Raw genomic sequence first — 14,925 nt, 5'->3', positions numbered from 1 at the left:
AACATCGGCGCGTCCCTGACCGGGGCGCGCCTTTTCGTTTCTTGGGCCAAAAGGCGCGGGCCGGTGTCGTCAGCCAGCCTGTCTGGCTGTCCGGCTTGTCATCTGCTCGCGCCAGATGACATAGAGCCCGGACAGGATTGTGATCGTGATGCCGATGGCGGCCAGCCCGTCCGGCAGGTCACCGAAGATCAGCCAGCCGATCAGGGTTGCAATCGGAATTTCCAGATACTGCATCGGCGCCAGCGTGGCCGAGGGCGCAAAGCGCAAGGACCACGTCATCAACAGATGTGCCGTGGTCCCGATCACCCCGATGGCAAGCAGCAGCAGCGCCTCGGACACTTGCGGCCAGACTAGTCCCAGATCGGGCAGGTCCGACGGCACCAGCAGCGCAAGGCCAAGGATCGGCACCGCCAGCACGCCGCTGATCCCTTGCAGGGCGATGGGGTCCGTCTCTTTCGCCACTTGCCGCGTGACCAGCATGAAAAAGGCAAAGGACACGGCCACCGACAGCGGCAACAGGGCGGGCCAGCCGACCTCGGCAAAGCTTGGCTGCACCACCATCAGCACGCCCATGAAGCCCACACCGCAAGCGGCCAGACGCCGTGGCCCCACCTCTTCGTCAAGCACGAAACGCCCGAGGATCAGCATGATGAAGGGCATAACGAAGGCAATGGCGATGGCATCGGCCAACGGCAGGAACCTGAGGGCAGTGAACATCGACCCGATGCCGATGACATGCAGCACCGTTCGGATCATCGTCAGGCGCAGAATGCGGGGCGTCATCCGCAGCGGCACGCCCGTCGCCATGGCATAGGGGATCAGCGCCGCCTGCATCCCGAAGCGGACCAGCAAGAGCTGGATCAACGGTATGGTGCCGCCAAGCAGCTTGGCGATGGAATCTCCAAGTGGCGCAAGGCAGCAGAACCCCAGCATCAGCAAGATCCCCAGAACGGGGCGGTCGACGGTCATGCCTCGGTCTTCCTGTCGAAGAGACCCGACAGCGCCCGGCGCACGAGGCTGGAGGCCGAAGGCCGGGTGCCTTCGCGGAACGGCATGGGACGGCACACATCCATCGCGGCCACGCCCACGCGGGCGGTGAGCGCGCCATTGACCAGCCCCTCGCCAAAGCGCCGCGACAGCTTGCCAAGCAGCCCGCCGCCGATGAAAGGCTCAAGCATGTCATCGCCCACAGCGACCATGCCGGTGGCGACCAGATGGGTGATGACCGCGCGCGTCAACCGCCATGCGCCAAGGGTGCCGGCGCGGCCACCGTAGATTTCCGCGATGCGGCGGATCATGCGCAGGTTGGCGGTCAGCGCGGTGAAGACATCGGCCAGCGCCAGCGGCACCAGCGCGGTGACCGTGGCAACTTGTCTGGCGGCGGCTTCGACCTCGGCCTTGGCGGCGGCGTCCAGCGGCGTCAGCAGGGTGCGTTCGGCCAGATGCAGCAGGGCGTCGGCGTCGAACACGTCGCCCCTCCGCGCGGCCAGTTCCTCGCGCCCAAGCCGCAACTCGGCCCGGTGCCGGTAGAGCGTTTGCAGGTCGTCCACCACGCCCGACGCTGCCGACATGTCGCCGGTGGCAAGGGCCGCCTCGGCCTTGCGGCGCAGGTGGTCCAGCTTGCCGAGGCTGAAAAAGGATGCCGCTTCGCGCAGGGCGATCAGGGTCAGTGCCAGCAGCACCAGCCCGATCAGACCTGTCGCGATCCATCCCAGAACGGGATGTGAGGCCAGCAGCCCGGTGACATAGTTCCACGCCGCGAGCGACACCGTGAAGCCGATCAACCCCGTCACCGACGCCCAGAAGAATTGCGCCAGCCGCGAGGGTTTGCGCGCGGCCAGCGTCGCCACGGTCTGCATTGCACGGCCCGTGGGGGCAGGCATGTCGAGGTCGGGCACCGGCGGTGCGGCGGCAGGGCCTTCGACGGGCGTGTCGTCCAGTTCGATCAGGATCGGGCCTTTGCGCTCGCTCATGCCAGCTTGTCCCCCAACAGGAATTCGGCGGCGCGGTCCAGCCGGATATGCGGCGGCCCTTCACCGGGTTTCAGGATCAATTGGGCCGGGGCGAAGCGCATCACCTCGTAATCCGCGTCCAGCCACGCCTCGGCCCCCTTGCGCGCAGGGGCGAGCAGGTGGCCGGGGTCTTCGGGCAGTTCACCGGGGTGGAAGGCGGCCTGCTTGCCGGTCGCCAGCAGCGTGCCACGCACGAGATCCAGATCCTTGCCGTCATGCGGCCGGGTCTCTTCGACCGTGGCGCGCAGGGCCGCGATTGCCATGGCCTGAGTCGTGGCCCCGGCGAAATCGGCCCGGTCGCGGGCGTCGCGCAGCAGCGCCTCCATGATCGCGGTCAGGCGCGGGTGTTGTGTGTGGTGCAGGTGATCGGCCTTGGTCGCGGCAAAGAGGATCTTCTCGACCCGCCTGCCCATGATCGCCGACAGGAATGAATTTCGCCCCGGCCGGAACGCCCCCAGAATACCGGCCATGGCGCGGCGAAGATCTTCGACGGCTTGCGGCCCGGAATGGATCGCCCCGAGCGCATCGACCAGCACCACCTGCCGGTCGATCCGGGCAAAATGATTGCGGAAGAAGGGTTTGACGACCTGTGCCTTGTAGGCCTCGTATCGGCGGGCCATTTCCCGGCGCAGGCTGCCGCGCGGGGCGTCGCCCATGGGCAGGGGCGCGAAGGTCAGCACGGGGCTGCCTTCCAGTTCGCCCGGCAACAGGAAACGTCCCGGCGTGCAATCGGAAAAACCATCTTCGCGGGCGGTATTGAGATAGGTTGTGAAGCTGTGGGCCAGCCGCTGCGCGGTGGACTCTGCCAGCTTTTCGTTGCCGTTGGTCGCGGCGAGGTCCGCGAGGAACGCCTTGGCCTGCGCGCGCGCCTCGGCACGGGCCAGCGTGTCGGCGCTCCATTCATCATAGGTTTGGTCCAACAACGCGAGGTCGAGCAGCCATTCGCCCGGATAATCCACGATATCCAGATGCACGGTGCGGGGCCCCGACAGGCCGGACAACAGCCCCTTCGGCTGGACCCGCAGCGACAGGCGCAGTTCGGACACGGCGCGAGTGGAGTCGGGCCAATGCGGCGCCGTTCCGGTCAGCGCGGCAAGATGGGTCTCAAAATCGAAACGCGGCACGGTATCGTCGGGCTGCGGTTGCAGGAACGCGGCCTGAATGCGCCCGGAACTGGCGGCTTGCAGCCCCGGCATCCGGCCCCGGTCCAGCAGGTTGGCCACCAGCGAGGTGATGAAAACCGTCTTGCCAGCCCGCGACAGGCCGGTCACGCCGAGGCGGATGACCGGTTCGAAAAAGGTCTCTGACAGGGCCGAGCCCATGCTTTCCACCCCACGCCCGAGCGTGTCCGAGAGGGCACCGATGACCAAGTGAAACCACCTTTCCAATTCCGATAGCCTTGAGAATAGGCATTCGCCCACGCGGTTTACAGGGCTGATTGCCCTTCGCCGCGCTTTGCGGTAGCGGAAAACCATGCCCCGTTATGCGCTTCTTGTGGAATATGATGGCCGCCCCTTTGTCGGCTGGCAGCGTCAGGTCGATCAGCTCTCGGTTCAGGGCGCGATCGAGGCCGCGTTGGCGCGGTTGGAAGCTGATGTGCCGACGATTGCGGCGGCGGGGCGGACCGATGCGGGGGTGCACGCCACCGGTCAGGTGGCCCATTGTGACATGGCGCGGGACTGGAACCCGTTCCGCTTGTCCGAGGCGCTGAACTACCATCTCAAGCCGCAGCCGGTTGCAATCCTCGCGGCCAAGCGCGTCGCGGACGACTGGCACGCGCGGTTTTCGGCCCTCGAACGGCAATATGTCTTTCGCCTGATTTCGCGCCGCGCGCCGCTGACCCACGACGCGGGGTTCGCGTGGCAGGTCAAGAACCGACTTGATCCTGACGCGATGCGGGAAGGGGCCAGGTATCTGATCGGACACCATGATTTCACCACTTTCCGCGCCACGATCTGTCAGGCGGCCAGCCCGGTGAAGACGCTGGACGAGATCTCGATCACCGAGGTGGCGTGCCGCCATGGCCGAGAATTCCGCTTTTTCCTGCGGGCGCGGTCGTTCCTGCACAATCAGGTGCGCTCGATCGTCGGTACGCTGGAACGGGTCGGCGCAGGGGCGTGGGCGCCCGAGGATGTGAAAACCGCGCTGGAGGCCCGAGACCGCGCCGCCTGCGGGCCGGTCTGCCCGGCCGATGGGCTCTATCTCAGCCATGTGCGCTATCGCGAGCCGCCGTTCGGCGACGGGTGAGGCCCCGGATTTCCGACGGCCGCGTCGGAAATTCCTGACAGGTCTGTCGGAAAATCTTTACAAACGATGCGGCGGCGTAGGGACTCGCCGCGCGCGGCGCGGGCGGGTAAGGCTGGTCGCAGCACTGCCGAGGAATGACCATGCACGCCACCTTGCCCATCGTCAGCGATATCGTTCTTGTGGGCGGTGGCCACACCCATGCGCTTGTGCTCAGGATGTGGGCAATGCGGCCCTTGCCGGGGGTGCGGCTGACCGTGATCAACCCCGGCCCGACCGCCCCCTATTCGGGGATGCTGCCGGGCCATGTGGCGGGGCATTACGCACGGGACGAATTGGATATCGACCTCGTGCATCTGGCGCGGTTCGCGGGCGCGCGGGTGGTGATTGGTGCCGTGGACGGGATCGACCCCCTGGCGCGCCGGGTCAGCGTGCCGGGGCGCGCGCCGATCGGCTATGACCTGCTGTCCATCGACATCGGCATTCATGCGCGGATGCCCGAAATCACAGGCTTTGCCGAGCATGGCATTGCCGCCAAGCCGCTGGATGTCTTCGCCGACAGATGGGCCAGCTTCGTCGCGGAGGGCGGTGGCCCGGTTGCGGTGGTCGGTGGTGGGGTGGCGGGCGTCGAACTGGCCATGGCAGCGGCGTTCCGACTTCAGGCGGCGACGGGCCGATCCGAGGTTGCGCTGCTCGACCGGGGCGAGGTTCTGGAGTCCGTTCACCCCAAGGCGCGGGCCCGGCTGCTGGCGCGGCTGTCTCGGTTAGGCGTCGTGCTGTATGAGCATTCCGAGGTGTCCAGGATCGCGGCGGATCACCTGCTGCTGGCCTCTGGCGACCGGATCGAGAGCCACTTTAGCCTTGGGGCAGCGGGGGCGCGGCCGCATGACTGGCTCGCCACCACAGGGCTGCCCTTGGTCGACGGATTCCTGCCGGTCGATCCGCATCTGCGCGTCGCGGGGCATCCGCAGGTCTTCGCGGCGGGCGATTGCGCCGCCCTGACCTTTTCGCCGCGCCCCAAGGCGGGGGTTTTCGCCGTGCGGGCGGCGCCGGTGCTGCTGGCCAACCTGCGCGCGCTGGCCGAGGGGCGCGAGGGCGATCTGAAGCGGTTTCGCCCGCAACGCGATTACCTCAAGCTGATCTCGCTTGGCGGCAAAGAGGCGCTGGCCGAAAAGGCCGGGATGGTCGCGGACGGACCGCTGTTGTGGCGGTGGAAGAATCGGATCGACCAGGCCTTCATGGACAAGTTCCGTGATCTCGACCCGATGGCAGCGCCGCCCTTGCCGCGCCTGCGGGCCGCCGGGGTGGATGCGGTGTTGGGGGGCAAGCCGCTTTGTGGCGGCTGTGGCGCCAAGCTGGGGCCGGGCAGCCTGTCGGAGGCGCTGATGGTGCTGCCGGCGGGCCACCGCGCCGATGTGCTGTCGGCCCCCGGCGACGATGCGGCGGTGCTGCGGGTTGGCGGCGCGACCCAGATCCTGACCACCGATCACCTGCGCGGGTTTTGCAACGATCCCGGCCTTCAGGCCCGTATCGCGGCGGTCCATGCGCTTGGCGATTGCTGGGCCATGGGGGCCACGCCGCAAGCGGCCTTGGCGACGCTGATCCTGCCACGCCTGTCGCCCGAATTGCAGACCCGCTGGCTGACGGAGATCATGGCCGAGGCGAGCAGCGTTTTTGCCGCCGAGGGGGCCGAGATCGTCGGCGGCCACAGTTCGATGGGTGATGAGCTGACCATCGGTTTTACCGTGACTGGCCTGCTGGAGGGCGAGGCGATCACGCTGGCGGGCGCGCGGCCAGGCGACAGGCTGATCCTGACCAAACCGCTCGGCACCGGGGTGGTGCTGGCCGCCGAGATGCAGATGCGCGCGCCGGGGGCGGTGGTGGCGCGGACATGGGCGCAGATGGCCACCGGGTCTGGCGCCGCCGCGCGGGCGCTGCGGCCGGTGGCGCGGGCGATGACGGATGTCACGGGGTTCGGGCTGGCCGGGCACCTGATGAATATCTGCGAAGCGTCCGGCGTGGCGGCGCGTCTTCACGCGGCTGCCCTGCCGGTGATCGACGGCGCGCGGGCCTGCCTTGCGGCGGGTCTCCGCTCGACCATTCACGGGGCGAATGCGGCGGCGGTGATGGGCCGAATGGGGGGGGCAAGCGACCCGATCCTGTTTGATCCGCAGACTTCGGGCGGTCTGTTGGCGGCGGTGCCGGAGGATCAGGTCGCGGCGCTCTTGGCGGCGGTGCCGGGGGCGGTGGTGATCGGAGAGATCACCGCGGGCTCACCCCGCATCGACCTCGTTTAGCGCGTCGCTCAGGCGGTCGGCGAGATCGGGCAGGTCTGCCCCGGACAAGCCTGCGCTCGTCACCGTCGCGGCCACCGGCGCATCGTCGCGCGCGCGCGCCCGGGCATAGGCCGGGTCGTAGTGATGCGTGACCAGTTCCGCCGCCAGATCGCGCCACGCGGCGGCGCGGGTCAGGTCTTGCCAATGGGCCACCCGTTCGGCCCCCACCAGCGCACGCAACCCGGCCAACAGCTCGATCAGTTCTGCGGGTTCGGCCAGCAGGTCGGCATAGGCCTCGGCCAGGTAGGTCGCTCGGGCCGCCAAAGGGGCCTCGACCACCACGCGCGGCGCGGCGATCATCGCTTTCCACAGAGCGGGCGGCAGGCGCAGGTTGCCGATGCGCGCCGATTCCGCCTCGACCACCACCGGACGGTCGCGGTCCAGCGGGCGCAGCGCGTCGATGAGGGCGCTTTCGAACCCCTTTTGCGCGGGCTGCCCCCCCGCCGTCGCCCCGAGGATCGAGCCGCGATGGCCCGCCAGCCCCTCAAGATCGACGACTTGCACCCCCCGCTTGGCCAAGAGCGGCAACAGTGCCGTCTTGGCGGTGCCGGTATTGCCGTCGAGCCGGATCAACCGAAAGGGCAGGGCCTGTTCGTACAACGCCGCGACCACCTTGCGGCGGTAGCTGCGATAGCCGCCCTCGACGACCTGCACCCGCCAGCCAATCTGCTCGAGGATCGTCGCGAAGGCATTGGACCGTTGCCCGCCGCGCCAGCAATAGACCAAGGGCTGCCAGCCGCCATCATGGGCCATCAGGCGCTTTTCGATATGGCGGGCGGCATTGCGCGCGACCAGCGCCGCGCCGATCTTGCGCGCGGCAAACGGACTGTCCTGCTTGTAGATCGTGCCGACGCGCGCGCGCTCCGCGTCCGACAGCACCGGCATGGACACGGCCCCCGGAACGTGATCCTCGGCAAATTCCGCCGGGGCGCGCACGTCGATCAGGGTATCGAACCGCTGCCAGCCCGCCTGCCACAGATCGCCAAGCTCCACCGCCAAATCCGTTCTCCTTCTTCTTGGTAAAAATACTCGCGCCGCAGGCAGCGTCCGGGCGAGGCCCCCTTGGGGGGTTGAGACCGGGCGCTTTGCGGGTCGGGTGGCCGTCAGGCCGCCCGAAACCTCAGATGTCTTCGCCGTGCATCTTGCGGAACCGCTGGATCAGGCTCGACGTGTCCCACCGGCCGCCGCCCAATTGCTGCACCTCGGCATAGAACTGGTCGACAATGGCTGTCACCGGCAGCGACAGACCCATCTCCTTGCCTTGTTCCAGCGCGATGCCCAGGTCCTTGCGCATCCAGTCCACGGCGAAGCCGTGCTCGAAATGGTTGTCCACCATGGTGTCGGCCCGGTTGGCCAATTGCCACGAGCCGCCCGCGCCCTGGGATACCAGCCCCGCCACCTTCTTGGCGTCGAGCCCGGCCTTCATGGCAAAGAACAGCCCTTCGGACACCGCCTGCACCAGCCCGGCGATGCAGACCTGGTTGACCATCTTGGTCAACTGGCCCGCGCCGACGTCGCCGAAGCGGTCCGTGGCCTTGGCATAGGCGTTCATCACCGGCACGGCGGCGTCATAGGCGGCCTGCTCGCCGCCGCACATGATGGCAAGCTGGCCGTTCTCGGCCCCGGCCTGCCCGCCCGACACCGGCGCATCGACCCATGCGACGCCCTGCTGGGCGCCAAGGGCCGCCAACTCGCGCGTCACGATGGCCGAGACCGTGGTGTGATCGACGAAGATGGCGCCCGTGCCCAACCCGGCCAGCGCCCCGTCGTCGCCTGTCACCACCGAGCGCAGGTCATCGTCGTTGCCCACGCAACACATCACGAGATCGCAGCCCGCGACCGCCTGGCGCGGGGTGGCCGCCATCGCGCCGCCGTGCTGCGCGACCCATGCGTCGGCTTTTGCGGCGGTGCGGTTGTAGACGGTCACGTCATGGCCCGCGGCCCTGAGATGCCCCGCCATCGGGTAGCCCATCACGCCAAGCCCAAGAAATGCTACTTTTGCCATTGATCAATCCCTCCGGTCGCGGGGCACCCATCCGGCCCCTTTTTCCCTTCATCGCGGGATATGCGGCGCTGGGCAACCCCATGACGGCGCGTCACGTTGATATCGGTCAAGGTGGTGGGCAGGCTCTGCTGGCAAGGATCGGGCACCCCGCCCCAGGAGCGTTTCAGATGAGCATCCCGACGTCGCAAGGTCTCAGCAGCCGCGAGGCGGCCCTCCGGCTGGAAAAATACGGACCGAACAGCCTGATCGAAGCGACACCGATTTCGCCCCTGCGCATCCTGCTGCGGCAATTCACCGGCGTGCTTGTGCTGGTCCTGATCGCGGCGATGGCGATTGCGGCCTTTCTAGGGGAATATGTCGATGTGCTGGCCATCGGGCTGGTTGTGCTGCTCAATGGCGTGCTTGGCTTCGTACAGGAATGGCGGGCCGAGACGGCGCTTGCTGCGTTGCGCAAGATGCTGGATGTCAAGGCGCGGGTGGTGCGGGACGGGCGCCAGAGGATGCTGGATGCGGCGCAGATCGTGCCCGGCGATCTGGTGGTGCTGGAAGCGGGCGACCGGGTGCCCGCCGACATCGCGGTGCAGACCGGGTTGCAGCTGCGCGTTGATGAAAGCGTGCTGACCGGGGAATCGGCCCCGGTGGACAAAGATGGGGACGGGGACGGCAACGGGCGGCTTTTCATGGGCACCTCGGTGGTGCATGGCCGCGCCGAGGGCGTGGTGACGGCCACCGGCAGCGCGACCGAATTTGGCCAGATCGCCGAACTGACGGGATCGGTCGGTGAAAAGACCACGCATCTGTCACGGCAATTGGCGCGGCTGGCCCGGCAGATGGGCATTGCCTCGCTGGGGCTGGGGGCGCTGGTGGTGCTGGCCGGGACGGTGGTGGGGCAAGACCCGATCGACATGGTGATGACGGGGCTGTCGCTGGCGGTGGCCATCGTGCCCGAGGGCCTGCCCGCCGTGGTCACGATCACGTTGGCGCTTGGCGCCGCGGCAATGGTGCGACACAACGCGTTGGCGCGGCGTTTGCAGGCGGTGGAGACGCTTGGCGCGGCCTCGGTGATCTGCACGGACAAGACCGGCACGCTGACCGAGAACAAGATGACGGCAGCGCAGATCTGGCGGGCCGATGGACGGGTGCTGACGGTCAGCGGGACCGGCTATGACCCGGCGGGGCGGATCGAGGGGCCAGAGGGGCCATTGCGTCATGGCGATGACCCGACCCTGTCGGACCTGCTTGAGTGCGCGATCACCTGCACCCATACCGAGTTGCTGCGCGAGGGGGACGCATGGCAGATGGTGGGCGACCCCACCGAGGGCGCGCTGATGGTGCTGGCCTACAAGGGCTGGACGCCGCTGCCCGAGGATGCCCCGCCCCTGCACGAGGTGCCGTTTACCAGCGAGCGCAAGCGGATGAGCGTCGTTGTTGCGGGCAAGGACGGGATGCGCATGTTCTCGAAGGGGGCCCCGGAGGCGATCCTCGACATTTGCGACCGCGTGGCCGCGCCTGACGGGGCGCAGGATCTGGACGCCGCGATGCGCGACCGGGTCGAGGCGGCCTATGGCGGGATGGCGGCAGAGGGGCTGCGGGTGATGGCGCTGGCCGTCGGCCCCGCCGCCACCGCCGATGCGCCCGAGGCGGAGCTGACCTTCCTTGGGCTTGTGGGCATGATCGACCCGCCCCGGCCCGAGGTGCGTGGCGCGGTGGCGGCCTGTCGGGCGGCGGGTATCCGGGTGATCCTGATCACTGGCGACAGCCCGGTGACCGCACAGGCTATCGCCAAGGCCATCGGTCTGCCGGTCGCCACGGTGGCGACCGGGCGCGATGTGGACCGGGCCGACGACCCGAGCCTGCGCGCGCTGCTGCGGCAGGACGTGATCTTTGCCCGCACCGCGCCCGCCCATAAGATGCGGCTGGTCGAGGCGTTGCAGGCCGAGGGGCAGATCGTGGCAATGACCGGCGACGGGGTGAACGACGCGCCGGCGCTGAAGCGGGCCGATATCGGCGTGGCCATGGGTATTCGTGGTACGGACGTGGCCAAGGATGCCGCCGATCTGGTGCTGCTGGACGACAATTTCGCCACCATCGTGCGGGTGGTGAAGGAAGGGCGGCGGCAGTTCGAGAACGTGCAACGGTTCGTGCGCTACCTGCTGTCGTCGAACGCGGGCGAGGTGGTGGCGATCCTGGCCAACCTGTTGATCGGGGGGCCGCTGATCCTGCTGGCGACCCAGATCCTGTGGATGAACCTGATCACCGATGGCGTGACGGCGGTGGCTCTTGGGCTGGAAAAGGCGACGCGTGACCAGATGGAGCGCCCGCCGAGGCCGCTGGCGCAGGGCATTCTGGGGCGGGCCGGGTTCCTGACGATCCTTGCCTTCGGGGCCTATTCCGGCGCGGCGGCGCTGTGGCTGTTCTACACGTTGCTGCCGCAGGGCGAGGCGCTGGCCCGGACAGCGGCCTTCACGGCGATCGTGGTGTTCGAGAAGGCGAGCGTGTTCGCCTTCCGGTCGTTCCGCAAGCCGTGCTGGCGCATCGGGCTGCTGTCCAACCCGATGCTCTTGCTGGCGCTGTTCGCCATGCTGGGGGCGCAGGTGGCGGCGGTCTATTGGCCGCCCTTGCAGGTGTTGTTGCGCACCGTGCCGCTTGGGGGGAACCATTGGCAGTTGATCGGCCTGCTGGCGCTGCCGCTGATCGCGGTTCCGGAAGCGGTGAAGACGCTGCGGCGGCGGTAGGGGCGCCACTTCGCCTCTGGCAGGAGGGCATCGGGGATGACCGCCTGGCAGAGGGGGGAAGCGGCGCCGCCTCTGTCAGCTTGCCGCCGCCAGCAGCGAGGCGTTTCCACCTGCCGCCGTGGTGTCGATGCAGATGTGGCGTTCCAACCGGCAGAGCGCGGCCAGATCGGTGCGCGATGCCATCGGGATGAGTCGCCCGTCGCGGGCCGCCAGCGTCTGACGGATCGCGCGCGCCTCGGCCTCTGGCCCGTCAAAGGCGACCACGGCGAGACCCTGCAGATCGGCCAGCGCCGTCGGCGAGAGCCGCCCGTCGATGGCGGCCCCCGGCGCGACGGCCACGGCCTGACACCCGGCCCATTCGGCCAGCCTGACCTGCTCGGCCGCGGCGTCGGCAGTGGGGCCGAGGCACAAGACCGTGCCCCGCGGGAAGATCGACAGGCGGTTCGACTCGCCCGTGGGGCCCGGCAGGCTGGTGGTGGAGCGTCGCACCAGCGTGTCGGTGGGGGCGGCGTCGAGCGCATGTTGCACCTCGGCAGGATCGGCGGGGGTGGCGGCAGGCAGGGGCAGGGTGGCGTGGCTTTGGGCCCGGAAGCGGGCCACATAGGCCGGGCCACCCGCCTTGGGGCCAGTGCCTGACAGCCCCTCGCCACCGAAGGGCTGGCTGCCCACGATGGCGCCGATCTGGTTGCGGTTGACGTAGATATTGCCGACCTTGAGCCGCTCGGTCACATGCTGCACGCGGTCGTCGATACGGGTGTGCAGGCCGAAGGTCAGGCCGAAGCCCTTGCCGTTGACCGATGCAATCACCTTGTCGATGGCCTCGGCCTTGAAGGTGGCGACATGCAGGACCGGGCCGAAGACCTCTTTCTCCAGATCCTCGATACCGTTCACCTTGATCGCCACGGGGGCGAGGAAGGCGCCATCGGCGGGGGCGGTGATTTCGTGCAGCAGGCGGCCTTCGGCGCGGGCGGCCTCGACATAGGCGGCGATGTCGTCGCGGGCGGGGACCGAGATGATCGGGCCGATATCGGTGTCGATCGCCCATGGGTCGGCAACCCTGAGTTCATCCATCGCGCCGGTCAGCATCTTGAGGAAGCTCGGGGCTATATCCTCTTGCACGTAGAGGCAGCGCAGGGCCGAGCAGCGTTGGCCGGCCGACTGGAAGCTTGAGGCCACGATATCGCGCACCGCCTGTTCGGGCAGCGCGGTAGAGTCGACGATCATGGCGTTGAGACCACCGGTTTCCGCGATAAGTGGCGCGTGCGGGGCGATGCTGTCGGCCATGGTGCGGTTGATGCGCTGTGCCGTGGCGGTGGAGCCGGTGAAGCACACGCCCGCGACCCGCGCGTCGCCGGTCAAGAGCCCGCCGATGCGGCTGCCGCGACCGGGCAGCAATTGCAGCGCGTGGCGGGGCACCCCCGCCTCGTGCATCAGGCGCACCCCGATGGAGGCCATGAGCGTGGTGGTTTCCGCCGGTTTCGCCAACACCGCGTTTCCGGCGGCCAGCGCCGCCGAAATCTGCCCAGTGAAAATGGCGAGGGGAAAGTTCCACGGCGAGATGCAGGTGAAGATGCCGCGCGGCGCATCATCTGTCGCCTGATCGGCGTAGTAGCGCAGGAAATCCACCGCTTCGCGCAGTTCGGCGATGGCATCGAGCAGCGATTTGCCCGCCTCGCGCGACAGCACGGCGAAGATTTCGCCGAAGTGGTCCTCGTAGAGATCAGCGGCCTTGAGCAGCGCCGCGCGCCGGTCGGCGGCGGGGGCGTCCCAGATGCGGGCCGAGCTGAGGGCGGTTTCCACGTCGGCCTCGGTCGATTCGCTGACGTGGCCGACCAGATCGTCGGGGCGGGCGGGGTTGCGCACTTCTTGGGCGGTCTCGCCCTGCACAGGGCCGGCCAACACGGGGGCCGCGTCCCAGACATGGGTGGCAAAGGGGGTGCGGGCGGCCTCGATGGCGTCGAGGTCGTCGCGGTTGTGCTGGTCGAAGCCCTTGGAATTGCGGCGGTTGCCGTAGAGGTCCGGCGGGTCGATGACGCCGGGGGCGGGGTGTTTCGCGGCCTCTTCGAGTTGCACAAAGGGGTCGGCCCCGACCACGGTGGCGGGCACGTTTTCATCGACGATCTGGTTCACGAAGCTGCTGTTGGCGCCGTTTTCCAGCAGGCGGCGCACGAGATAGGCCAGCAAGTCACGATGGGCGCCAACGGGGGCGTAGATCCGACAGCGGGTATCGTTGCGCTTGTGCAGGATGTCGTGCAGCGCCTCGCCCATGCCATGCAGGCGCTGGAATTCGAAACTGTCGAAATCCTCGGCCATTTCAAGGATTGCCGCCGCGGAATGGGCGTTGTGGGTGGCGAACTGGCCATAGATGCGGTCGCAATAGCGCAGCATCTTGCGGGCACAGCACAAATAGGCCACGTCGGTCGCAGGTTTGCGCGTGTAGACCGGGAAGCCCGGCAGCCCCTCGACCTGTGCGCGCTTGATCTCGGTGTCCCAATAGGCGCCTTTCACCAGCCGGACCATCAGCTTGCGGTCGAGCTCGCTGGCCAGCGTATAGAGCCAGTCGATGACGGCGGGCGCGCGCTTGCCATAGGCCTGCACCACGACGCCGAACCCGTCCCACCCGGCAAGGCTGTCGTCGCGCAAAACGGCTTCGATGATGTCGAGCGACAGGTCGAGGCGGTCGGCCTCTTCCGCGTCGATGTTGAGACCCATGCCAGCGGCTTTGGCGTCGCGGGCCAAGTCCAGCACGCGGGGGACGAGTTCTTCCATCACGCGGGCGGTCTTGGTTTCCTCGTAGCGCGGATGCAGCGCCGACAGCTTTATCGAGATGCCGGGGTTGTTGCGGATGTCGTCTGACCTGGCCTCGGCGGCAAGTCTGTCGATCGAATCCTTGTAGGCGTCGAAAAAGGCCTGGGCATCGTCGGCGGTCATCGCCGCCTCGCCCAGCATGTCATAGGAATAGGTAAACCCCTGCGCGGTCTTGGGGCGCCCGCGCTTGACGGCCTCGGCAATGGTTTCGCCGAGCACGAATTGCTGACCCATTTCTTTCATCGCGCGCTGCACGGCGCGGCGAATGACCGGTTCGCCAAGGCGGCGCACGGCGCTGCGCAGGGTCGCGGTCAGGCCCGGCTCGGCGTTGTCCTTGAGCACCTTGCCAGTCAGCATCAGGCCCCATGTCGAGGCGTTTACCAGCGACGAGGTGGAGTGGCCAAGATGCTTGCCCCATTCCGATGGCGCGATCTTGTCTTCGATCAGCGCGTCCATGGTCTCGGCGTCGGGCACCCGCAACAGGGCCTCGGCCAGACACATCAGGGCAACGCCCTCTTCGGTCGAGAGGCCGTATTCGGCGAGGAAGACCTCCATCAAACCGGGGCGGCTGTCATGGCGGATGGCGTTGACCAGCCCGGCGGCGGAGTCGGCCATGCGGGCGCGGGCGGCCTCGTCGGGGGCAAGCGCGGCGGTCAGGCGAGAGAGCAGGGCGGCCTCGTCGGCGAGATGATCGGCGCGGATCGTGGCGCGCAGGTTGGCAAGGGTCGGCATGTCAAACCTCGAAAAGCAGGAGATGTCCTGAAGGTATCACGCAATCAACAGGC

General features: G+C 68.1%; 9 protein-coding genes. 3 read left to right on the top strand and 6 right to left on the bottom strand.

What is annotated here, in order from left to right:
- Positions 1 to 69: 69 nt before the first annotated feature.
- Genes BKY27_RS01025 through BKY27_RS01015 form a run of 3 tightly spaced genes read right to left on the bottom strand, consistent with a single transcriptional unit; the run spans position 70 to position 3,334 of the window.
- Positions 70 to 969, bottom strand: coding sequence for a DMT family transporter (locus BKY27_RS01025; protein ID WP_071672557.1), 900 nt, complete (start codon positions 967 to 969; stop codon positions 70 to 72).
- Entirely contained in the window at positions 966 to 1,973 is a 1,008-nt protein-coding gene (locus BKY27_RS01020) for a YcjF family protein (protein WP_071672556.1), read from the bottom strand. The genes BKY27_RS01025 and BKY27_RS01020 overlap by 4 nt, the downstream gene beginning before the upstream one ends.
- Positions 1,970 to 3,334 carry a YcjX family GTP-binding protein gene (locus tag BKY27_RS01015; protein WP_407668404.1) on the bottom strand — a complete coding sequence of 455 codons (1,365 nt, stop codon included), beginning with the start codon at positions 3,332 to 3,334 and terminating at the stop codon, positions 1,970 to 1,972. The genes BKY27_RS01020 and BKY27_RS01015 overlap by 4 nt, the downstream gene beginning before the upstream one ends.
- Positions 3,335 to 3,485: 151 nt before the next feature.
- On the opposite strand from BKY27_RS01015, the gene truA reads away from it, so the two are divergent.
- Both truA and selD read left to right on the top strand, forming a co-directional pair.
- Positions 3,486 to 4,259: a tRNA pseudouridine(38-40) synthase TruA gene (gene truA / locus BKY27_RS01010; protein ID WP_071672554.1), complete on the top strand. Its 774-nt coding sequence runs from the start codon at positions 3,486 to 3,488 to the stop codon at positions 4,257 to 4,259.
- A gap of 134 nt (positions 4,260 to 4,393) precedes the next feature.
- Positions 4,394 to 6,553 (top strand): selenide, water dikinase SelD, encoded by a 2,160-nt coding sequence (gene selD, locus BKY27_RS01005; protein WP_324609969.1) that lies wholly within the window; start codon positions 4,394 to 4,396, stop codon positions 6,551 to 6,553.
- Here selD and mnmH read toward each other — a convergent pair.
- On the bottom strand, positions 6,530 to 7,591 hold the full coding sequence (mnmH, locus tag BKY27_RS01000) for a tRNA 2-selenouridine(34) synthase MnmH (protein ID WP_071672552.1): 1,062 nt from the start codon (positions 7,589 to 7,591) through the stop codon (positions 6,530 to 6,532). The two genes, selD and mnmH, sit on opposite strands and share 24 nt — an antisense overlap.
- A gap of 121 nt (positions 7,592 to 7,712) precedes the next feature.
- Complete coding sequence (locus BKY27_RS00995) at positions 7,713 to 8,597, bottom strand: NAD(P)-dependent oxidoreductase (protein WP_071672551.1); 885 nt, start codon at positions 8,595 to 8,597, stop codon at positions 7,713 to 7,715.
- 167 nt (positions 8,598 to 8,764) lie between these two features.
- Here BKY27_RS00995 and BKY27_RS00990 point away from each other — a divergent pair, with 167 nt between their 5' ends.
- Entirely contained in the window at positions 8,765 to 11,332 is a 2,568-nt protein-coding gene (locus BKY27_RS00990; RefSeq protein WP_071672660.1) for a cation-translocating P-type ATPase, read from the top strand.
- A 75-nt stretch (positions 11,333 to 11,407) separates the two neighbouring features.
- Here BKY27_RS00990 and putA read toward each other — a convergent pair whose 3' ends face one another.
- Positions 11,408 to 14,872, bottom strand: a complete 3,465-nt coding sequence (gene putA, locus BKY27_RS00985; RefSeq protein ID WP_071672550.1) for a bifunctional proline dehydrogenase/L-glutamate gamma-semialdehyde dehydrogenase PutA — start codon at positions 14,870 to 14,872, stop codon at positions 11,408 to 11,410.
- Between the last annotated feature and the right edge of the window lie 53 nt (positions 14,873 to 14,925).

Origin of the sequence: Nioella nitratireducens, assembly GCF_001879715.1 — a bacterium.
Lineage (GTDB): Bacteria > Pseudomonadota > Alphaproteobacteria > Rhodobacterales > Rhodobacteraceae > Nioella > Nioella nitratireducens.
This window is presented reverse-complemented; position numbering and strand designations above follow the sequence as displayed.

Excerpts from the sequence above, each read along its gene's own strand:
- BKY27_RS01025 (WP_071672557.1), bottom strand. The coding sequence starts at position 969 with ATGACCGTCGACCGCCCCGTTCTGGGGATCTTGCTGATGCTGGGGTTC.
- BKY27_RS01020 (WP_071672556.1), bottom strand. The coding sequence starts at position 1,973 with ATGAGCGAGCGCAAAGGCCCGATCCTGATCGAACTGGACGACACGCCC.
- BKY27_RS01015 (WP_407668404.1), bottom strand. The coding sequence starts at position 3,334 with ATGGGCTCGGCCCTGTCAGAGACCTTTTTCGAACCGGTCATCCGCCTC.
- truA (WP_071672554.1), top strand. The coding sequence starts at position 3,486 with ATGCCCCGTTATGCGCTTCTTGTGGAATATGATGGCCGCCCCTTTGTC.
- selD (WP_324609969.1), top strand. The coding sequence starts at position 4,394 with ATGACCATGCACGCCACCTTGCCCATCGTCAGCGATATCGTTCTTGTG.
- BKY27_RS00995 (WP_071672551.1), bottom strand. The coding sequence starts at position 8,597 with ATGGCAAAAGTAGCATTTCTTGGGCTTGGCGTGATGGGCTACCCGATG.
- BKY27_RS00990 (WP_071672660.1), top strand. The coding sequence starts at position 8,765 with ATGAGCATCCCGACGTCGCAAGGTCTCAGCAGCCGCGAGGCGGCCCTC.
- putA (WP_071672550.1), bottom strand. The coding sequence starts at position 14,872 with ATGCCGACCCTTGCCAACCTGCGCGCCACGATCCGCGCCGATCATCTC.